The organism is Mesorhizobium sp. CO1-1-8 (genome assembly GCF_020164875.1).
Classification (GTDB): Bacteria; Pseudomonadota; Alphaproteobacteria; order Rhizobiales; family Rhizobiaceae; genus Mesorhizobium.
Genome location: NZ_JAIUGZ010000018.1, coordinates 67,038 through 85,564, shown reverse-complemented (window position 1 = coordinate 85,564; position 18,527 = coordinate 67,038). Strand labels below are relative to the sequence as shown.

At 62.8% G+C, this 18,527-nt stretch carries 22 protein-coding genes and 1 tRNA gene; 11 read left to right on the top strand and 12 right to left on the bottom strand.

The genetic code is table 11. The features are described from left to right. Nucleotides 1-43 precede the first annotated feature (43 nt). The 4 genes from LB558_RS27825 to LB558_RS27810 form a co-directional block, all read right to left on the bottom strand. Nucleotides 44-1,537: a M81 family metallopeptidase gene (locus LB558_RS27825; RefSeq protein ID WP_224700471.1), complete on the bottom strand. Its 1,494-nt coding sequence runs from the start codon at nt 1,535-1,537 to the stop codon at nt 44-46. Nucleotides 1,538-1,561: 24 nt separating this feature from the next. Further along, entirely contained in the window at nt 1,562-2,386 is an 825-nt protein-coding gene (locus LB558_RS27820; protein WP_013528984.1) for a carbohydrate ABC transporter permease, read from the bottom strand. After that, nucleotides 2,383-3,252, bottom strand: coding sequence for a carbohydrate ABC transporter permease (locus tag LB558_RS27815; protein WP_224700470.1), 870 nt, complete (start codon nt 3,250-3,252; stop codon nt 2,383-2,385). Before LB558_RS27815 ends, LB558_RS27820 begins: the two co-directional genes overlap by 4 nt. Before the next feature lie 136 nt (nt 3,253-3,388). Beyond that, nucleotides 3,389-4,621, bottom strand: coding sequence for an ABC transporter substrate-binding protein (locus LB558_RS27810; RefSeq protein ID WP_224700469.1), 1,233 nt, complete (start codon nt 4,619-4,621; stop codon nt 3,389-3,391). Between the two features lie 215 nt (nt 4,622-4,836). Between LB558_RS27810 and LB558_RS27805 the strand changes: the two genes are divergently transcribed. Genes LB558_RS27805 through LB558_RS27795 form a run of 3 tightly spaced genes read left to right on the top strand, consistent with a single transcriptional unit; the run spans nt 4,837 to nt 7,533 of the window. Further along, on the top strand, nt 4,837-5,571 hold the full coding sequence (locus LB558_RS27805; RefSeq protein ID WP_224700503.1) for an SDR family oxidoreductase: 735 nt from the start codon (nt 4,837-4,839) through the stop codon (nt 5,569-5,571). Between the two features lie 2 nt (nt 5,572-5,573). Beyond that, nucleotides 5,574-6,641, top strand: coding sequence for an ABC transporter ATP-binding protein (locus LB558_RS27800; protein ID WP_224700468.1), 1,068 nt, complete (start codon nt 5,574-5,576; stop codon nt 6,639-6,641). A 10-nt stretch (nt 6,642-6,651) separates the two neighbouring features. Next, nucleotides 6,652-7,533: a MurR/RpiR family transcriptional regulator gene (locus tag LB558_RS27795; RefSeq protein WP_224700467.1), complete on the top strand. Its 882-nt coding sequence runs from the start codon at nt 6,652-6,654 to the stop codon at nt 7,531-7,533. Between the two features lie 17 nt (nt 7,534-7,550). Here LB558_RS27795 and LB558_RS27790 read toward each other — a convergent pair whose 3' ends face one another. Both LB558_RS27790 and LB558_RS27785 read right to left on the bottom strand, forming a co-directional pair. Continuing rightward, the gene (locus LB558_RS27790) at nt 7,551-7,868 is read right to left on the bottom strand and encodes a DUF167 family protein (RefSeq protein ID WP_224700466.1); all 318 of its coding nucleotides are present in this window, start codon (nt 7,866-7,868) and stop codon (nt 7,551-7,553) included. A 13-nt stretch (nt 7,869-7,881) separates the two neighbouring features. Beyond that, a complete protein-coding gene (locus tag LB558_RS27785; protein WP_109665382.1) occupies nt 7,882-8,172 on the bottom strand; it encodes a YggT family protein in 291 nt (96 codons plus the stop codon). Between the two features lie 160 nt (nt 8,173-8,332). Here LB558_RS27785 and LB558_RS27780 point away from each other — a divergent pair. The 6 genes from LB558_RS27780 (at nt 8,333) to LB558_RS27755 (ending at nt 11,981) form a co-directional block, all read left to right on the top strand. Then, a tRNA-Ala gene (locus LB558_RS27780) sits at nt 8,333-8,408 on the top strand. Nucleotides 8,409-8,737: 329 nt separating this feature from the next. Beyond that, nucleotides 8,738-9,487: a helix-turn-helix domain-containing protein gene (locus LB558_RS27775; RefSeq protein WP_224700465.1), complete on the top strand. Its 750-nt coding sequence runs from the start codon at nt 8,738-8,740 to the stop codon at nt 9,485-9,487. A 529-nt stretch (nt 9,488-10,016) separates the two neighbouring features. Beyond that, entirely contained in the window at nt 10,017-10,979 is a 963-nt protein-coding gene (locus tag LB558_RS27770; RefSeq protein ID WP_224700464.1) for a SagB/ThcOx family dehydrogenase, read from the top strand. A gap of 67 nt (nt 10,980-11,046) precedes the next feature. Beyond that, a complete protein-coding gene (locus LB558_RS33080; protein ID WP_013528973.1) occupies nt 11,047-11,301 on the top strand; it encodes a hypothetical protein in 255 nt (84 codons plus the stop codon). A gap of 4 nt (nt 11,302-11,305) precedes the next feature. Further along, nucleotides 11,306-11,584 (top strand): hypothetical protein, encoded by a 279-nt coding sequence (locus LB558_RS27760; protein WP_224700462.1) that lies wholly within the window; start codon nt 11,306-11,308, stop codon nt 11,582-11,584. A 76-nt stretch (nt 11,585-11,660) separates the two neighbouring features. Then, nucleotides 11,661-11,981, top strand: a complete 321-nt coding sequence (locus LB558_RS27755) for a hypothetical protein (RefSeq protein WP_224700461.1) — start codon at nt 11,661-11,663, stop codon at nt 11,979-11,981. Between the two features lie 30 nt (nt 11,982-12,011). Here LB558_RS27755 and LB558_RS27750 read toward each other — a convergent pair whose 3' ends face one another. The 4 genes from LB558_RS27750 to LB558_RS27735 form a co-directional block, all read right to left on the bottom strand. Next, a complete protein-coding gene (locus tag LB558_RS27750; protein ID WP_224700460.1) occupies nt 12,012-12,956 on the bottom strand; it encodes a TonB family protein in 945 nt (314 codons plus the stop codon). Continuing rightward, nucleotides 12,953-13,420, bottom strand: a complete 468-nt coding sequence (exbD, locus tag LB558_RS27745) for a TonB system transport protein ExbD (protein WP_224700459.1) — start codon at nt 13,418-13,420, stop codon at nt 12,953-12,955. Before exbD ends, LB558_RS27750 begins: the two co-directional genes overlap by 4 nt. Nucleotides 13,421-13,424: 4 nt before the next feature. Then, complete coding sequence (gene exbB, locus LB558_RS27740; RefSeq protein WP_224700458.1) at nt 13,425-14,363, bottom strand: tonB-system energizer ExbB; 939 nt, start codon at nt 14,361-14,363, stop codon at nt 13,425-13,427. 65 nt (nt 14,364-14,428) lie between these two features. Continuing rightward, the gene (locus LB558_RS27735; RefSeq protein ID WP_224700502.1) at nt 14,429-15,220 is read right to left on the bottom strand and encodes an ATP-binding cassette domain-containing protein; all 792 of its coding nucleotides are present in this window, start codon (nt 15,218-15,220) and stop codon (nt 14,429-14,431) included. 329 nt (nt 15,221-15,549) lie between these two features. Between LB558_RS27735 and LB558_RS27730 the strand changes: the two genes are divergently transcribed. After that, nucleotides 15,550-16,224, top strand: a complete 675-nt coding sequence (locus LB558_RS27730) for a cysteine hydrolase family protein (RefSeq protein ID WP_224700457.1) — start codon at nt 15,550-15,552, stop codon at nt 16,222-16,224. A 22-nt stretch (nt 16,225-16,246) separates the two neighbouring features. Here LB558_RS27730 and LB558_RS27725 read toward each other — a convergent pair whose 3' ends face one another. Together LB558_RS27725 and LB558_RS27720 are read right to left on the bottom strand one after the other, a co-directional pair. Then, a complete protein-coding gene (locus LB558_RS27725) occupies nt 16,247-17,188 on the bottom strand; it encodes an LLM class flavin-dependent oxidoreductase (RefSeq protein WP_224700501.1) in 942 nt (313 codons plus the stop codon). Between the two features lie 109 nt (nt 17,189-17,297). Then, on the bottom strand, nt 17,298-17,453 hold the full coding sequence (locus LB558_RS27720) for a hypothetical protein (protein ID WP_081738744.1): 156 nt from the start codon (nt 17,451-17,453) through the stop codon (nt 17,298-17,300). A 289-nt stretch (nt 17,454-17,742) separates the two neighbouring features. On the opposite strand from LB558_RS27720, the gene LB558_RS27715 reads away from it, so the two are divergent. After that, a complete protein-coding gene (locus tag LB558_RS27715; protein ID WP_224700456.1) occupies nt 17,743-18,510 on the top strand; it encodes an SDR family NAD(P)-dependent oxidoreductase in 768 nt (255 codons plus the stop codon). The last annotated feature ends 17 nt before the right edge of the window (nt 18,511-18,527 follow it).

Here is an 18,527-nt window from a genome sequence, read left to right as displayed (position 1 = left end):
ACGCGAGGCGACCCCCGCTGTCGCCTTTGGCGACATTTCCCCCTCAAGGGGGGAGATTGCCAGCATCCTTCCAAGGATCCGCAACCCTTGGCCACACCGGCCGCGTCAGCTTGGTGTAGTTGGTCACGGCCGGATTGCTGGGATACGAACTCGGCGCCGAGACATAGATGATCTCAGCGGCGATCGGCTCGAAGCCGGCGTAGAAATGATTGGTCGACTTGATCAGCAGCATGTCCTTGGCCAGCGGATCGACGCCGATGTTGGAGAAGATATCCGGCTCGAAGGTCTGCGTGCGATTGGTGTTGAGGATGATGTCGACCTCGGTGCCTTCGAGGCGGACCAGCGCCGTCGGCCCAAGCGTCACCCGGCTTGGCCCGAAACTTTGCCAACCCTCGGGGACCGCCTTCAGCACGCGCACGCGCGCGTCGATCGGCTCGCCGGCCTGCGGCCCGGCCTTGCCGCCGAAGCGCAGGTCGATGACCGCGCCCTCGCCGGCCGCCAGGCAGAAGGTGACGGCGATCGGATCCCAGATCGTCGCCACGCCGAATTTGTCCAGGCCACGCGCCAGCATCTGGCGCAGCACGAAGGTGCCGTCGCCTGGCACACCGCCGCCGGGATTGTCCCAGATATCGGCGATGACCACCGGCTTGCCCGGATTCTTGGCGCGTACGGCCAAGGCGCGGTCGATGCCGTCGGCGGCGCTCAGCATCGTCATCGCCGTCTTTTCGCGCAGCGCGTAGAGTTCCCGCCCCAGCCGTTCCGCCAGCGCATCGCCCTTGGCCTTGTCATTGTCGGTGACGACCAGGATGCGCGTGCCCATTTCGGCCACATCGGCCGCCATGAAGCCATGGATGACCGAGACTGACAGCACACCATCCTTGCCGTGCAGCGCCTTGATGCGGTCGACGAAGGAACGCATCGGTTCGCGGCTGGTCGGCAGCACCTGGATCATGCGGCAGTCGAAGGTCGAGATGACCGGCTTGATCTCACCGCGCACTGCTGCCAGGCCAAGCTCGACGACATGTTCGCCACGCTCGTAGAAATCGGTGTGCGGAAATTCGAGGAAGTAGGCGAGGATGTCGGAGGCAGCCACGCGCTTCGGTGTCAGATGGCTGTGCGGATCGAGTTCCACCGCGATCACCACCTCCGGCCCGACCATTGCGCGAACCCGTTCGAGCAGGTCGCCTTCGCAATCGTCATAGCCTTGCGCCACCATGGCGCCATGCAGGCCGAGGATGACAGCATCGACCGGGAGCGCCGCCTCGAGCTGGCCAAGGACCTCGTCGCGCAGCGCCTCATAGGTCTGCCGCTGCACCAGCCCGCCCGGCTCCGCCCAGGTGGCGGTACCCTCGATGACATCGAGGCCCTCGGCCACGGCCCGCCGGCGCAATGCGACCATCGGCGAGGAGCACAGCGTCGGTGTTTCCGGATGTTTGCCGGGCCCGGCATAGAACGCCATCTCGAACGAAGCCCTATCGGTCGGCACCGGCGAGAAGGTGTTGGTTTCCGTCGCCAGCGAGGCGGTGAAAATGCGCATGAAAGCTCCGTCCGTGAATAGGTGCTATTTGACCGCCCCGAGTGCCAGCCCGCGAACGAGGTAGCGCTGCAGCCAGATGAACAGGATGGCCACCGGCAAGGTCGCCAGCAGCGTCGCGGCCATAACGTGGTGCCATTCGATGGTGTAGCGGCCGGCGACCAGCGAGAACACCTGGATCGGCAGCGTGTAGCTTTCCTGGCTGCGCAGCATGGTGAGCGCCACGACGAACTCGTTCCAGGCGTTGATGAAGGTGAAGATCGCCGTCACCGCGATCGCCGGCAGGCAGAGCGGCAGGAACACCTTGCGCAAGGTCAGCCAGCGGCCGGCACCCTCCATCCAGGCGGCTTCCTCGAGATCGCGCGGAATGGTGTCGAAATAGCTCTGCAGCATCCACACCGTGAAGGCGACGTTGAAGGCCATGTAGATGAAGCCGAGCGCCGTCGTGCTCTCGACCAGGCCCCAGGCAGCCATCAGCCGGAACAGGCCGAGCACCAGCACGATCGGCGAGATCATCTGCGAAATCAGCAGGAACTGCCGCAAGGCGCCGTAGCCGGCAAAGCGGAAGCGCGACATCGCATAGGCCGCCGGAACCGAGATCAGAATGGCGCCGACGGTGGCGATCACAGACACGTAGAGCGAATTGAGCAGCGCCTGGCCGAAGCCGGTCGCCACCCACATATCGGAGAAGTTGGACCAGCGGAATTCGCTCGGCCACCAGGTCGGCGACAGCACTTCCTGTCTCGGCTTGACCGCGGTCAGGAACATCACGGCGAAGGGAAAGAGCGTCACCACGATGAGCGGCGCCAGCAAAAGCCAGGCGATGATGGAGCGCTTCAGCTTGCTCGTCATGTGCGTTGCTCCCGCATCGCCAGCCGCACATAGATCATGGTGAAGACCAGCAATATGACGAACATCACCAGCGACACCGCCGATGCTTCGCCGAGCTTGCCGATGCGGAAGGCCAGCTTGTAGAGATGGGTGACCAGGATATCCGTCGAGTTGGCCGGGCCGCCCTGCGTCATCACCCAGATGATCGGGAAGGAATTGAAGACGTAGATGGTGTTGAGCACGATGGCGATGTTGATGAACGGTTTCAGGAGCGGAAAGGTGATTTCGCGGAACTGCTGCAGCGGCGTCGCCCCTTCAAGCGCGGCCGCCTCGTAGAGGTCGTCGGGGATCGACGACAGCCCGCCGAGGAAGATAGTCGTCGTGAACGGCACCGTCACCAGGATGCCGATCAGCACTTGCATCGGAAAGGCGGTTTCGGCACTCGCCAGCCACTGGATGTTATGGTCGATGAGGCCGAGGCCGATCAGCGCCGAGTTCAGCATGCCGCTTTCGCCACTCAGCGCCCAGCGCCAGACCACCGCGGTCATGGTCAGCGACACCGCCCAGGGCAGCATGATGATGACGCGGGCGATGCCGCGGCCATAGAAATCGGTGTTGAGGATCATCGCCACCGGGATCGACAAGAGAAGCGCGCCGCCGACCACCATCACCGTCCATTGGCCGGTGCGCCAAAGCGCGGCCGTGAAATCGGGATCGGCAGCGAGTGCCGCGAAATTGGCGAAGTCGTTGAAGTCGCGAAGCTGGCCGAAGCGGCTGACGTCATGCGTCGAGATCTGGATCAGGTCCCAGACCGGCCAGAAGATGACCACCGCCGCCAGAAGCAGGCTGGGCAAGGTCAGGAGATAGGGCAAGAAACGGTTTTGCATCGGCTGGCCTGCAACCTCGGTGCGCTGGATCAGAAGGTCTGCTTATGCGAATTTCGGATCCGCTGCACCGGGCCGGGAACCAAGCGTGGCGCGCCCCGCTTGAGCGGAGCGCGCCACAGGCGCAGGGAGATACGCCCTATTTCTTCAGCACGGCGTTGGCCTTGGCGGCTGCGTCTTTCAGACCGGCCTCGGGGTCGCCGCCGAGATAGATCTTCTGCATGGCGTCCGACGTGATCTGGGCGACCTCTTCCCAACCCGGGATGACCGGCGCGAAGCGGGCGTCTGGCAGCAGCGCAGTGAATGCGGCCAGATCGGCATTGTTGACGTAGTAGTCCATTTTCGCCTCTTCCTTGTTCACCGGCAGGAAGCCTTCGCCCTGTGTGAACTTGGCGCGCTGCTCCGTGGTGAACAGGAAATCGAGCAGCTTCCAGGCCTCGTCCTTGTTCTTGGAGTTCTTGAACATGATGATGGAGTCAGTCACACCATAGGTGCCGCGCGCGCCGGTCGGTCCGGCAGGAATGGCTGCCACGCCGTATTTCAGGTTCGGCGCCTCGTCCTTGATCTGATTGGACAGGAAGGGTGCGGTGATCATCATGCCGACCTTGCCCTGCTTGAACAGGTTCTGCACGTCCTCGCGGTTGTTGGAGGTGACGCCGGGCTCCGTCAGGCCTTCGTCGATCATCGACCTGTAGAGCTTGGCGGCCTCAAGCGCACCTGGCGTGCTCAGGCCCGAAGTGCCGTCCTTGTTGAGGATCTCGGTGCCCTGGGACCACATCGCATAGTAGTAATAGACGTCGGTCTCGATCTCCTTGCCCTGCAGGCCGAAGCCGAACGTGCCGGACCCCAACGCCTTGATCTTGCGCGCATCGTCCTGCAGCTCGGTCCAGGTTGCCGGCGGCTTGGCGATGCCGGCTTTCTCGAACAGCTCCTTGTTGTAGTACATGGCGCGCGCCGAGGCGGCGATCGGCAGGCCGTAGGTCTTGCCGTCCATGATCGAGGGCGACAGGAAGGTGTCGATGAAACGGTCCTTGAAGTCGGGCTTGATGTAGCCGTCGAGCGGCTCGGCGACGTCCTGCTGGACGAAGTCGATCAGCCAGCGCGTGCCGATGATCGACAGATCGGCATTGGTGCCGGCGGTGATGTCGGTGGTCAGCTTCTGCAGCAACACATCCCACGGCACCACTTCGAACTTGACCGTGATACCCGGGTTCGCCGCCTCGAATTCCTTCTTGACGTCGGCGAAATAGGGAGCAGTCTTGGCGCTGTACTCGGCGACGGTGACGCGCACCTCGCCCGCATCCGCCTGCGCCGCAATTGCCAGCATGCTCATTCCGGCCATCAGGCCGGCAGTCCATTTTGCAAGGCTCATTTGATCTCTCCCATTTTGATTTTGCGCCTGCGCCTCTTCGTGCCGGAGCAGAAGATTTATGTTACTTTCCTACATTATCGATGATTTGAAGGCTTGCAAGCGGATTATTCTGTTGCTTAATTACATTTACAGGCCTAGGCCTTATGCGATCTGTCAGAACTCCCGGAGGATGAAGCACGGTGGTTTCGCGAGCCGAGTTCGAGGGCAAGACTGTCATGGTGACGGGTGCTGCAGGCGGCCTCGGCACCGCCATCGTGGCGCTGATGGCGCAAAGAGGCGCCAGGGTCGTGGGCTGCGATCAGTCAAGCGAGGCGCTGAACAATCCCAACCTTGCCTCTCGCCACGTCTTCGATCTTCTCGACAGGCCATCGATAGCGACGGCGATCGCCGCGATCCTCGACCGGGATGGGGTGCCCGACATTCTCGTCAACAATGCCGGCTGGACGCGCGCCGAGACGATTTCGGCGCTCGATCCCGACAGAATAGAGCAGGAACTCGACCTCAACCTGACCGGCGTGATGAATTTCGCCGATCCGCTGGTCAAGGCGATGGCTGGCCGCGGCTCGGGCAGCGTCGTCTTCATCTCCTCTGTCAACGCCATCGCGCATTTCGGCAATCCCGCCTATGCCGCGGCCAAGGCCGGCATCAACGCCTACGCCAAGGCGATCGCCGTCGAACTCGGCCGCAGCGGCCTGCGCGCCAATGTCGTCTGCCCCGGATCGATCCGCACCGCCGCCTGGGACCACCGCCTTGCCAAGGATCCCGAAATCCTCGGCAAATTGCAGCGGCTCTATCCGCTCGGCCGCATCGTCAACGCTGCGGAAGTGGCGGAGGCCGTCGCTTTCCTTGCGTCCGATCGCGCATCGGGAATAACAGGCGTGGTGATGCCGGTGGACGCGGGACTGACCGCCGGTTGCCTGCCCTTCATCGACGACATATTGGGAGCGTGAGCATGACCGACGTCGAGTTCCGCGACCTGTCGAAATCCTTCGGGCAGCACAAGATCCTCGAGAACATCAGCCTCGATATCAAGAGCGGCGAGTTCGTCGTCCTGGTCGGCCCGTCCGGCTGCGGCAAGTCGACCTTGCTGCGCATGCTGGCAGGGCTGGAGACGATCACCTCGGGCGACCTGTTGATCGGCGGTGTGCGCGCCAATGCGCTGCCGCCGCAGCAGCGCAACATCGCCATGGTGTTCCAGTCCTATGCACTGTTTCCGCATCTGAAGGCGTCAGACAATATCGGCTTTGGCCCGAAGATACGCGGCGAGACGCGAACAGTGGTCGATGAGAAGGTTAAGAAGGCGTCAGGGGTCCTCAATCTCTTCTCCTATCTCGACCGCTATCCCCGCCAGCTGTCGGGCGGCCAGCGCCAGCGCGTCGCCATGGGCCGCGCCATCGTGCGCGAACCGTCGGTGTTCCTGTTCGACGAGCCACTGTCCAACCTCGACGCGCAATTGCGCGTGCAGATGCGCGTCGAGATCAAGGCGCTGCACCAGCGACTGAAATCGACGATCGTCTATGTCACCCATGATCAGATCGAGGCCATGACGATGGCCGACCGCATCGTCGTGATGGACCGCGGCAGGATCCAGCAGGTCGGGGCGCCGCTGGAACTCTATGACAGGCCGGCCAACAAGTTCGTCGCCTCTTTCCTCGGCTCGCCGTCGATGAGTTTCGTCTCGGGTTCGCTCAAGACGGCAGCTCAGAAAACCTGGTTCGAATCGGCCGGTGGCGGGCGGCTTGCGCTTGCCGGTAAACAGGTGCCGGCCGACAGCGCGGTAGAGGCTGGCATCCGGCCCGAGCATTTTGTCATCGGCGAGGCTGTCGACGCGATGGCGATCAGGGTGGATGTCGTCGAGCCCACCGGCTCCGAAACACATGTCTACGGCGCTATCGGTGCTGACACGGTACGCGCCGTGTTCCGCGACAGGGTGCCGGTCAGGCCGGGCGACCTGCTGCCGGTGAGCGTCGCTCCCGGCAACATCCATCTGTTCGACAAGACGACGGGCCTCCCTCTATGAAAATGTCAGCATGAAGACGCCGGCCGACATCATCACGCGTCTGCAGTTGATGTCGCAGGACGGAACGAAGTCGGATCGCAAGCTGGCCGGCTTCGTCCTGGCCGACCTCGACTTTGTCTCCAAGGCGGCCATTTCGGAAATTGCCGCGCGCGTCGGTGTCAGCGAGCCGACGGTGACGCGGTTTTGCCGCAACCTCGGTTGCGAGGGCCTGCGTGACTTCAAATTCTATCTGGCGCAGGCCATCGCCATCGGCGGCCAGTATCTGTCGCCGGAGCCGTTGAGCCGCGATGCCCGCGAACAGCGCATCGCTTCCGCCATCACCGAAGCGGCGATATCGGCCATCCAGCGCGCCAGCGAAAACCTCGACATGACGACGCTGGTCGCCGTTGCCGCGCGGATCGCCGTTTCGGGCAATGTGCTGTGCATCGGTTCCGGCGGTATTTCCTCGATGATGGCGACCGAAATGCAGAACCGGCTGTTCAGGCTGGGCGTGTCGGTGCTGGCACAGATCGACGGACAGCTGCAGCGCATGTACGCCGCCGTCGCCACGCCCGAGACCACGGTGATCGCCTTCTCCGTCTCCGGTTATGCGCAATCGGTCATCGATGCGGTCCAGGTCGCCCAGCAATATGGCGCCACGACAATCGCCATCACCCCGCCGGACTCGGCACTCGCCAAGGCCGCCGACACGGTCATCCATTTCCAGTCGCTCGAGGACGGCAATATCTACAAGCCGACATCGTCGCGCTATGCACTGCTGTCGATCGTCGACATGATCGTCACTTCGGTCGCCGAGACGCGCGGACCAAGGGTTTTGGAGAATCTGCGCCGCATCAAGCAGAGCGTGAACACGTTGAAGGTCGACGATCCGCGTCTGCCGCTGGGAGATTGAACCCTCCGGCAAGGACATCAGGACTGATGGCCGAGCGCCTCGATGCTTTTCGCCAACGTCGCCGGATCGCCTTCAATGCGCACGGTCTTCAGCCGCGCGGTGCCGCCGGCGACAACCGAGACAGCGGACCTGGGCACGCCCAGAGCCTTGGCCAGCAGCTTTTCGAGCGCATGATTGGCGCCGCCGTTTTCCGGCACGGCGCGGACGCGCGCCTTCAGATGGCTTCGCGCGTCCGCCGCGGTCTCGAAGCCTTCGAGCCTGTCCAGCGCAGCCTTTGGCGTCAGCCGGACAAACAGCTCGGCGCCGCTTTCGCGCAGGCGAAACGGCGTGCTCATGCGGTCATCCTGCTCACAGGACCAGAGGCGCTACCGTGGTGAGTATGAACTGCCGCAGGAAGAACAGGATCAGAAGCAGGATGATCGGCGAGATGTCGATGCCGCCGAGGTCCGGCATGAAGCGGCGGATCGGCCGCAACGCCGGCTCGGTCAGCCGGTAGAGCATGTTGCCGATACTGCCGACGAACTGGTTTTTCGAATTGACGACGTTGAAGGCGTAGAGCCAGGAGAAGATCGCCGAGGCGATGATGATCCACCAGTAGAGGTCAAGCGCCATGACGATTGTCTGAATGAGGGCGAGCATGCCGGTCTCCAATTGTTGCCGACATGTAGCCATTGCGGGCGAAACCGGCAAGGGCCGCCTTCCGCCGCGCGCCGGCTCGATGTCGGCGGACACGGATTTCGGCAAAGCGCCGCCTTGACAGGAAACCGCGGCGCCCGATAAATGCCCCCATCCGCTGGACGGGGCTGTAGCTCAGCTGGGAGAGCGCGTCGTTCGCAATGACGAGGTCAGGAGTTCGATCCTCCTCAGCTCCACCAGCGGAATAATTCTTCACTCTCCGCGCCAGATACAGTCCGCGACGCTCGTCCCGGCTTGCCCCGCGGTTGGCATTTGCTGTGCCGGCGCGCCCAAAAAGGCCGCGGACCGCACCGCCTGTTTTCGCAATATCCGGCAAGGCTTTTGTCAATTGGACTTATGGCGGAAGCGCTCATCGATTGTTTCCGTTTTTTTTGCAAACCGCCCCACTAAATTGAGATTATCAAATCAGTTTTTCTGTGCGTTGTGATCAGGCGTTTCGGCGGGGGCGACCGGAGACGCTATATGGATTTCGAGCCGAAATGAAAAATCCGCCTGCGGAAGCAAAGACGTGTCAATTCGCGAGAATCTCGCCGCAAACCTTAGACGGCTGTGCAAGGACCATGCCTCCGTAAGTGCGGTATGCCGTGAGCTGCACATCAATCGCACGCAGTTCGAACGCTACCTGCAAGGGCAGACCGTTCCCAACAAGGCCACCGCCAAGCTGATATGCGATTACTTTCGGATCGACGAGGCCGAACTGTACCAGGATCCCGGCGCACCCGAGCCAGTGATGCGTGGCCTGCCGCCAGTTTCCGAGAGCCTGTTCAACCAGATGATCCGCCCTCCCAGTCCTTCGATCGCGGGCGGCACCTATTTGACCTATTTCTCGATCCCGGGCCGCCTCGATCTCCTGATGCGCTCGGTGACCTTCGTGCGGCGCGAAGCCGAACTGGTCACCTTCCGCAGGGTCACAGGATGGTCGGAGCGCCGTGGCTCGACCTGGGCACGAGCGCGCGGCAATCACTACGGCGTGGCGATCTCGCGGCTGAACTGGATCTATTTCAGCGGCATCAATCGCCGCCAGACCGGAGAGCCGTCGCTGATCTCCGTGCAATGGGCTCCCATCTCCGAACCGGTGCTGATGGGCAAGGCCATGCTCCTGACGGAGGCCGGCCCGGCATTCGTGTCCGTCATCATGCGGCGCGACATTGCCAACATCCACGCAAGGGATGCCATCAGCATGGCGCATGTCATCAGTCTCGACGATCCGGGCGTCGACCAACTGGTTGTCAGCCTCACCCGGGACGGGTTGGGCTAATCCCTTGGATCGCTGTCTCTTACGCCAAATAAGAATAAGCATACGCCAACAAAGCGTATGACAACGATTGTCTACTCTGTATTTGAATAAAATCGATATTTTACACTTTAATGCCAGGAAAGATAATGCACGCGCCCGTCTTGGACTCGTGGTTTTACTATAATTTTAACAAACCATTAACTCTTCCGACCTTACCTTTCTTCACGCGGATCCCGTTCTGGGGGTCTTTCAACGGATCCCAAATGGGGTCAGGAAAGGGATAAAAATGGCCAAGAAAGTGACCAATGCTCCGAAGCTGACGATTGCCGCCGGCACGCAGACCGTCTTCTTTTCGCAGGGTATGCACTACAACAAGCGCTGAAGCCGTTCTGCGCCGACGAGCGGTTCGCTTGTCGGCGCCTCGGCTCCGCAGATGGCATCCAGCTTCATGAAAATGCGCTCTTCGAAAACGCTTGTTTTCTACCCCGGACAAAACAAGGTCACGGCATGCAACTTCCTGACCAGAAGCGTATTTGAATGCAGCCCTGAGATGGTCGGCCTTCTCGCATCGTGGGACAAATGGGCATCGACGGCGGACATTGCCCGCGCCCATGGGTGGTCGAAGTCCGAGTTGAAGGCTGTCGTTCCCCAGTTGCTCGATTTCTCCGCCCTGGTCACCGCCGGATCGCCTCTCGCCGAGCAGGAGGAACAGTTTTCAGGACAATGGAATTGGGGGCTTCCGACGGCGCTGATGCATTTCTGCGTCCAGGACAGCGAATACATGACCATTGAGCAAGCGGAAGAGCGGCAGATAGAACGCGCCGGCCATACGCCGCAGCCGGACCTCCTGCTCAAGAATTCGGCTGGCGCCATCCAGCTGCCGAATGCACTGGAAGACAGCGAACTTCTTAGCTTGATGGCGCGGCGGCGCACCAACCGCACGGCGGCTCGGCCCACCATCACGGCCAAACAGCTTTCCGATTGCCTGTTCGCAGGGCTCGGCATCATCGGCGAGACCGCCAATTGCGTTGGCGCCCTGCCGCTTGGCATGACCCCTTCCGGCGGCGCGCGAAATCCCTATGAGGCCTATGTGGTCGCGCTCGGCGTCGATGGCCTCGAACCCGGTGTCTATCACTATTCCGCCGCGGATCACGACCTTGGCAGGATTTCCGCGAACCATCTGCCGAAGATTTCCGAACTGGTCGGCGGACAGGAGTGGGCTGATACCATGCCGTGCCTGATCCTGCTTTGCGCCAGGCTCGATCGCACGATGTGGAAATATGAGGACGCCAACGCCTATCGTGTCGTGCTGATCGAGGCCGGCCATATCGGCCAGAACATCATGCTGGCGGCGACCAATCATGGCCTGTCGGCATGTCCGACAGCCGCGCTCAGTCATTCCGCGATCAAGCGGCTGCTTGGTCTCGACAGTCTCACCGACGCACCGATCTATGCCTTGACCCTCTCGACCCCGGAAAGAGACGCGTCCATCGCGGGCCAATTCATCAATTAGTCGACCAACAATGTGCAGTCCGGCCAGTAACGCGTCCCCCGGGTATAACCAGAGACAGGAGCAGCACGTGCCAAATCAATCCTTACGCCAGTCGGAAATCGATAGTCTTCAATATATTTCGTCCATGACCAATGAGCTCGTGCAAATGGCCGAAGCAAGCCGTTTTCCGATGATCTCCTATCTGCTGGGCATGGCCTATGCGGAGGCCTTCGACGTTCTTCGCGGCGCACGGCCGGCCAGGCATGCGCAGCTCAGCGGCAATCCGCTGCATCCCAAGGCGCAGGCAAAGGACAATCGTGCCGCCCAGCCACGGAGAGCGTAGCGACATGCAAGCGTCAGCCGCATGCGCGGTGGCCGGCTCGACCTCCCGGCCAAACCGCTGGGAGACGCTGTGCGCGTTGCAAAGCCTGCTGCCGCTGCTGAAGAAAGCCGCGACAGATCTGCACCGCGCCGACATGGTCTACTGGTTCGAGCAGGCCGATGCCGAGGTCGCCAACATCATCAGGGGCAATCCCTCCGATGCGGCCGCAATCCCGGCCTTGATGGCATCCTGTCCGCAGAACCGGCACCCAGTCGCTCTAACCCAAGGCGATTGCGAACACTGAGTCGGCTCTAGCCATTTTTTCAAGCAATTCCAGACAGGAAACCGTTGCGGCTGGAATTGCCAAGGGGGACTTGCACATGAACATGATTGCCAACATCGGAAGCGTCGACGCCAGGGAAAGCATTTTCAGCCGGCTCGAGGCCTTGATCGCAAGGCACCCGCCATCGCCTGACGCTGCGCGGGTCGAGGCCCGCCAACTCGTCTCGATGGCGATTGCCGACAGCTGCCAGGCCGACAGTCTCTGGGGTACAGTGGACGCCTTCCACGCCCATTTCGACTTCATGATGCAGACCATCGAGATCAACGGAACCGATGACCCGAGCCTCGGGCTCTTGCGCACGAAATGCCGTTTCTATCTCGAACAGGTCGAGGCCCTGAGCCTCTCACTGACCTATTGACAGGCCGGCCGATCAAGTTCGGCTCTAGTCTTAGTTGCGCAGGTTGAACACGAACGGCGCTGTACGACTCAGACGCGAGCCAAGGTCCGGTGGCGGTGCCGGCACCGTGGCGCCTTGCAGCACGGCGAGTGCCGCACGGTCCAGATCCGCATCTCCGGAGGAACGAGAGAGCCTGGCAGACAAGACTCGGCCGGACGAGTCGACCGTGAAGGCGACGTACGGCCTGCCTTCCACGCCTCGGGCCTTGGCAGAGCTGGGATAGCGCGTGTGCCGCTTGATCCAGGCGCCCAGACGGGAGTCCCATTTGCTGGAGTCGCCGGAGCGCGACGTCGATTCCGCCGCCTTCGGCGCGGCGGTCCTGGCCGCGGGCCGTGCGTCGGCGCTGGCGACGGTTGCCGTCTTCGGCGGAGCCGCCTTCTCCTTCTTAAGCCGCGGCTTGGGCTTCTCGACAGGCTTTTTCGCCTTGGCCGCGACCGGTTTCTTGTCTTTGACAATTTCGACCGGTTTCGGCTGCGGCAAGGGAATGACGACGTCTGGCGTGACAGCCTCGACAACATCCGGGACGACCTCATCCGGCGGCTGCTGATCGACCTGTTCAGTCGTTTCGGTCCGGGTGGGTTCGGCCTCGTCGGGCGCGACCGCTTCCGACGGCTCGACAACCGGCTCCGCCTTTTCGACCGGTTCTTCAGGTGTCGGCTCGGTCGTCGGCGTCGGTTCGGTCTGATCTGGCGTCACCGCGTCCAGCGCGGCGACCTGTTCTTCCACGGCCGGCATCACCACCATTGGCGCCATCTCGATTATCTGGGCCGGAGGTGGGCCGCCATCCGCTTCGGTGACCATGGTGAGATTCTGCACTGCATAGGCGACCGCGACATGAGTTCCAAGGACCAGCGCGGCAGCACCGGTCCACAAGCCAAGGTCGCGCCAACCGAAGCGCGACAACTGGACCGAGGGCACGGCGACCGCTTGCGTCATGGCACCGCAGCACCAGCGGCTGAGGGTGCCAGAGCATTGGACGCGGAAGGCGTCTCCAGGCCGACCAGCGCGATCTTCAGATAGCCGGCGCCGCGCAGCAGGTTCATCGCCTCCATCAGGTCACCATAGGCGACCGCCTTGTCGGCGCGCAGGAAGATGCGCGTCTGCTTGTCGCCCTTGGTCTTGGCGTCCAGCGTCGCGGCGAACGCCGGGCGCGGCACGCTATCGTTGCCGATCGCCAGCGTCAGATCGCCCTTCAGCGTCAGGAACAGCGGTGTCTCGGGCCTCGGTGCGGGCGTTGCGGTCGAACCCGGCAGGTCGACATTGACATCCACCGTGGCCAACGGTGCCGCGACCATGAAGATGATCAACAGCACCAGGATGACATCGATGAACGGGGTGACGTTGATCTCGTGGCTTTCCTCGAGATCGTCATCCATGGTCTGTCGCATTCTGGTTCCCATGGCGCTACTCCGCCGCCAGCGCCGCTGCCGGCGCGACGGTGCGGAAGTCTAGGTCGCGGCTGACCAGTCGTTCGACCCCGGCCGAGGCATCGGCGAGGATCTGCCGGTAGCCGGCTATCGAGCGGGCAAAGACGTTGTAGATGACGACGGCCGGTATCGCCGCGACAAGGCCCATCGCGGTGGCCAACAGCGCTTCGGCGATGCCCGGCGCGACCACGGCGAGATTGGTGGTCTGCGCCTGAGAGATGCCGATGAAGGCGTTCATGATGCCCCAGACAGTGCCGAACAGGCCGACAAAGGGCGCGGTCGAGCCGATCGTCGCCAGCACGCCGGTGCCGCGCGACATGCGCCGCGCCGCCGCCGCCTCGATGCGCGACAGGCGCGACGTGACCCGTTCCTTGAGGCCATCGCCCGGGACATGATCGAGCGCGCCGGCTGAGAGTGCGGTCTCTTCTTCCGCCGCCCGCACCAGCAGCGTGCCGGGGCCGCCGCTGCGGTCGAGGGTACGGCTGGCCTGCTTCAGCGTGGCGGCTTCGCCGATCGCCCGCACGGCGCGCTGGATGCGCAGCTTGCCGCCAAAAATCTCCAGCGATTTGGCCAGCCATATCGTCCAGGTGACGAGCGAGGCAAAGGCCAGCCCGATCATCACCGCCTTGACGACGACATCGGCCGCCATGAACATGCCCCATGGCGACAGATCATGCGGCAAGGTCAGCTCCATCGTCGCCGGCTGGGTGCCTGGCTGCGAAGGCGCCATCATGGCCGGCGGAGCGACTGCCGGTGCGGCGGGTGCCGGCGCACTCGGCGCTGGGGCTGCGGGAGCAGCCGGGGTGGGGGCTTCAATCGCCGGCGCGGCACCGGCCGGTTGCTCCTGGGCCATCGCGCTGCCGGCCGACAGGATGACGGATGCGACCAACGCCGCCAACAAACCAGTTCTCGACAACAGCTTCTTCCTTGTTCTCACAGCGGCTTGCCGCCTTCTATTTCCCGCCGCCGCATCAGATCTCGTCACTGCACATAGCCGACAGGCTGGCCGGTGACCGGGTGCGCGAACACGCCCATCTCCACGCCGAAAATGCCTTTCAGCACATCGCTGCGCATGATTTCGCCGGGCGTGCCGCGCGTCAGCAGCTTGCCGTCCTTGAGCGCGATCAGCTCGTCGCAGTAGCGCGCCGCCATGTTGGGATCGTGCAGCACGACGACAACGCATAGGTCGCGTTTGCGGCTGAGATCCTTGACCAGCCCGAGCACCTCGACCTGATGGGCGATGTCGAGTGCCGAGATCGGCTCGTCGAGCAGCATGACACCGGCGTTCTGCGCCACCAGCATGGTGAGCCAGGCGCGCTGGCGTTCGCCGCCGGACAATTCGTCCACCAACCGATCCGCGAACACGTCCATGTCGGTCAGGGCCAGCGCCTCGTCGACATGCTGCCTGTCTTCCGCGCGGAAACGGCCAAGCGCGCCGTGCCAGGGATAGCGCCCCAACGTCGCCAGTTCGCGCACGGTGAGGCCGGTCGCCGCCGGTGTCGTCTGCGGCAGATAGGCAAGCGCGCGGGCAAATTCGCCGGCGCCCCATTGCGGCAGCAGACGCCTGGCGAAAGTGATGACGCCTGAGCTCGCCGGCTGCTGGCGCGCCATGAGCTTGATCAGCGTCGACTTGCCCGAACCATTGTGGCCGATCAGCCCATAGACCCGCGAGCGCTGCAGTTCGAGCGAGACCGGACCGAGCAGCGTCCGCTCGCCGACGGCAAAGCGCACCGCGTGGATATGGAAGGCAGTCTGGGCATCAATTCCAGCCATGCTCATGGCTTTTCTCCAGTGCGGCCGCCCGCATTTCCAGATTCCGACTTTCGGCAGAGGATGCCCGGTTGACTATGAAACATGACATTACTAGTCAACATTGAAGATGACTGCAATGGTCAACAAATCGTCGCGACGTAACCGTGACATTTCGGACAACGGTGGCGACCTTATCGTCGTCGTGTCGAGTAGGGTTTGCACGGCGAACCGTCGTCGTCGGCACGACGCCGCTCGTCCTGCCTCTTGGTGTTAGGATTGCTGCCCGGATGGACGGCTGCAACTTCGCCCGTCAGGATGGACCCTCACAATCGGTGAGGAGAGAGCCCCGGATGATCAAGGCGACGCCCTTCGACTTCCCCTATGACGGCAGGCTAGTGGCCGAAAACACCGCGCTGATCGTCATCGACCTGCAGCAGGATTTCCTGTCGACGACGGGCTATTTCGCCAGGCAGGGATATGACCCCTCGCCGCTAAGGGCGATCCTGCCGACGGTGAGCCGGCTGATCGCGGCCGCGCGCAAGGCCGGCGTCAGGGTCATCCACACCAGGCAAGGCTATCGGGCCGATATGGCCGATATGACGCCTTACGAAAAATGGCGCCGCAAGCGCGCCGGTCTCGACGGCACCGATATTCTGCTGCGCTCGGGCACGGGGTTCCAGATCGTTCCGGAGATCGACGTGGCACCGCACGACATCATTGTCGACAAGACCTGCAACAGCGCCTTCATTTATACGGATTTCGAGCTTGTGCTCCGCGCGCAAGGCATCACGCATCTCATGTTTTCCGGATGCACGACGGATGTCTGCGTCCACACCACGCTGCGCGAAGCCTGCGACCGCAACTTTCAATGCCTGACGATTTCCGATGCTTGCGCCAGCGGAGACAGACAAGCCCACGAGGCCGCGCTTCATATGGTGACGGTCGAAGACGGCGTCTTCGGCGTGCTGGCGGATTCGAGCGCTGTCATTGAAGGCCTGTCACGGCTTGGCGACAGGCCTGCCTGAGACAACAAAAGGCTGAAGGACTTCAACCCTTTGCGCGCGTCTCCAATCCTGCACGAGACGCATATGCCCCAGGCTGGAATGCCTCGTGTTCGCGACGCGCCAGCGAATTGCGCAGCAGGGCGATCGTTTCCCGGCCGAGCGTTGCGATCTCGCGTGGCGTGTCGACGCCGACAATCATGAATTCATCGATCCCGAGGGCTGCATAGGCAAGCAGCGACAGGGCGGCCTGGGCTGGCGGCCCGGCAACATCGACCGCCTTGTGGCCGGAGGCGGAAGCACCTTGGTGAATCCCGACGGGAAGCGCGAAGCGCAGCTTGCCGGCCCGACCATGTTCGGCGGCGGAGCGGCGCACCCGCTCCATCAATTGCCGGATCTCATCGATCGAGCCCGGCGCCAATTCAAAGACATCGGCATGCCGGCCGGCCACCTTGAGCGCCGTTCCGGACTGCCCGCCCATGCGGATGACCAGGTCGGCGCCGTGCGGTCCCTTGCGCTCGATATAGCCGCCCTTGATGCTGTAGAATGTTCCTTCGTGGTCGAAGGGCCGGTCGTTCGACCACAGCCGCTTCAGCAGCACCAGATATTCGTCTATGCGCTGCCAGATGACGGTGTGCCCGACCGGCCGAGTTTCGGCGTCGGCATCGCTCAGCGGCTCGCTGATCATTCTCAGCGCCAGGCGCCCGCCGCTTTTCCTGTCGATCGACGCCAGTTGGCGGGCCGCCACGGTCGGTTCGACCACGCCCGCCCAATGGGTGAGCACGACTTCCAGCGATGAAGTGCGATCGAGCACTTGGGCCGCAAGATCCATGTTGGTCAGCAGTCCGGCCGAATCGTCGACGACGATCTTGCGGAAGCCGCCATCCTCGATCAGCCCGAGCTTGGTCGCGGTCTCGGCAAAGTCGTAGAAAAAGGGAACAGCGGCATCGGCGGTCTTGCCGGGAATATGCGTGAACTCGATCGGCATTGCCATGTCCTCCGTGGTGTCGGGCGCGCGAAAGCACGCCGAGGATTCGGTTCATTCAACTCCGATTGTCTGAAAGCGGTGGGCAGTTAACCCCGGTCGATCTGACGACTCAGGGAATAAGGCCCAGAACAACGGCCCCGGTGAACACGAACGCAAGGGCAAAGACGAGATAGGCGAAAGCCCCGGCATAGGCCGGGCGAAAGGCCTGGGCATTGGCCGCCCGCTGGCCGCTACGATCCGTCTGGGCGTTCTGAATATAGGACATATCGACCTCCGTCTCGGCGGTTAATCTATAAAACTTGTAGACTTTGTCGATTGCTATTTTTTGGCCAAAGATAGAATTATTTTCTCCTACGAGGATGGGAATTGGTGGGCACTCGCTTAGAGAGCCCGCGCGGACGGCCGATCCATAGGGCAGGTCCGGTTCGCTCTGCGTCTGGAATGGACCCATGGCCTTGTCCCCGCTGCACCCAATTCGTGGATTGGCCGCCCGGCGCGGGCGCGGTAGCATCGCCCAACCAGCAAGGCGAAATCGTCACATAGGGGGCAGAAGAATGGGCACGAGACTGGCCGGCAAAATTGCCATCATTTCGGGTGGCGCGACGGGAATGGGCGGCGCGGCTTCGGAACTTTTCGCGGCGGAAGGTGCCAAGGTGGCGATCATCGACCGCAACGGCGAGGCGGCCGCCGCAACCGCAGCGACAATCAGGGCACGCGGCCACGTCGCCGAGCATTTTGTCGCCGACGTCTCCGACGAGGCCCAGGTGGAGGCGGCCGTGAAGGGTGCTATCGAAAAACTCGGACCGGTCACTGTGCTGTTCAACCACGCCGGCACCATCGTCATCAAACCCTTCCTGGAGACGACGGTCCAGGAATGGGACTGGCTGCATGCCGTCAATGTGCGCTCGATGTTCCTGATGACGCGCGCCGTGCTGCCCGGCATGATTGCGGCGGGCGGCGGCTCGATCGTCTGCACCTCGTCGATCTCGGCGGTGGCGGCAACTCCCAACGAAGTCCTCTACGACACCACCAAGGGCGCCTGCCACATGTTCGCCCGCGCCATCGCCGTCGAGTTCCGGGACCGCAACATCCGCTGCAACGCGGTCTGCCCCGGCTTCATCCGCACGCCGCACGGCGTGCGCGAGGTCGCCGACCTCGGCAGGCTCGGTGTCGACGTCTCGGACGCGGCGCTGGCCGCACAGCAGGGCCGCATCGGCGAGCCGGAAGAGGTGGCCAAGGCCGCACTCTACCTGGCCAGCGACGAGTCGAGCTTTGTCAACGGCACGCATCTGTTCGTGGATAACGGTTTTACGGCTATGTGAGGCTTTCCGGAACCCAA

What these genes read in the sequence shown, in the direction of transcription:
- LB558_RS27825 (WP_224700471.1), bottom strand. Translation starts at nt 1,537, where the DNA reads ATGCGCATTTTCACCGCCTCGCTGGCGACGGAAACCAACACCTTCTCG.
- LB558_RS27820 (WP_013528984.1), bottom strand. Translation starts at nt 2,386, where the DNA reads ATGACGAGCAAGCTGAAGCGCTCCATCATCGCCTGGCTTTTGCTGGCG.
- LB558_RS27815 (WP_224700470.1), bottom strand. Translation starts at nt 3,252, where the DNA reads ATGCAAAACCGTTTCTTGCCCTATCTCCTGACCTTGCCCAGCCTGCTT.
- LB558_RS27810 (WP_224700469.1), bottom strand. Translation starts at nt 4,621, where the DNA reads ATGAGCCTTGCAAAATGGACTGCCGGCCTGATGGCCGGAATGAGCATG.
- LB558_RS27805 (WP_224700503.1), top strand. Translation starts at nt 4,837, where the DNA reads ATGGTGACGGGTGCTGCAGGCGGCCTCGGCACCGCCATCGTGGCGCTG.
- LB558_RS27800 (WP_224700468.1), top strand. Translation starts at nt 5,574, where the DNA reads ATGACCGACGTCGAGTTCCGCGACCTGTCGAAATCCTTCGGGCAGCAC.
- LB558_RS27795 (WP_224700467.1), top strand. Translation starts at nt 6,652, where the DNA reads ATGAAGACGCCGGCCGACATCATCACGCGTCTGCAGTTGATGTCGCAG.
- LB558_RS27790 (WP_224700466.1), bottom strand. Translation starts at nt 7,868, where the DNA reads ATGAGCACGCCGTTTCGCCTGCGCGAAAGCGGCGCCGAGCTGTTTGTC.
- LB558_RS27785 (WP_109665382.1), bottom strand. Translation starts at nt 8,172, where the DNA reads ATGCTCGCCCTCATTCAGACAATCGTCATGGCGCTTGACCTCTACTGG.
- LB558_RS27770 (WP_224700464.1), top strand. Translation starts at nt 10,017, where the DNA reads ATGGTCGGCCTTCTCGCATCGTGGGACAAATGGGCATCGACGGCGGAC.
- LB558_RS27760 (WP_224700462.1), top strand. Translation starts at nt 11,306, where the DNA reads ATGCAAGCGTCAGCCGCATGCGCGGTGGCCGGCTCGACCTCCCGGCCA.
- LB558_RS27755 (WP_224700461.1), top strand. Translation starts at nt 11,661, where the DNA reads ATGAACATGATTGCCAACATCGGAAGCGTCGACGCCAGGGAAAGCATT.
- LB558_RS27750 (WP_224700460.1), bottom strand. Translation starts at nt 12,956, where the DNA reads ATGACGCAAGCGGTCGCCGTGCCCTCGGTCCAGTTGTCGCGCTTCGGT.
- exbD (WP_224700459.1), bottom strand. Translation starts at nt 13,420, where the DNA reads ATGGGAACCAGAATGCGACAGACCATGGATGACGATCTCGAGGAAAGC.
- LB558_RS27735 (WP_224700502.1), bottom strand. Translation starts at nt 15,220, where the DNA reads ATGGCTGGAATTGATGCCCAGACTGCCTTCCATATCCACGCGGTGCGC.
- LB558_RS27730 (WP_224700457.1), top strand. Translation starts at nt 15,550, where the DNA reads ATGATCAAGGCGACGCCCTTCGACTTCCCCTATGACGGCAGGCTAGTG.
- LB558_RS27725 (WP_224700501.1), bottom strand. Translation starts at nt 17,188, where the DNA reads ATGCCGATCGAGTTCACGCATATTCCCGGCAAGACCGCCGATGCCGCT.
- LB558_RS27720 (WP_081738744.1), bottom strand. Translation starts at nt 17,453, where the DNA reads ATGTCCTATATTCAGAACGCCCAGACGGATCGTAGCGGCCAGCGGGCG.
- LB558_RS27715 (WP_224700456.1), top strand. Translation starts at nt 17,743, where the DNA reads ATGGGCACGAGACTGGCCGGCAAAATTGCCATCATTTCGGGTGGCGCG.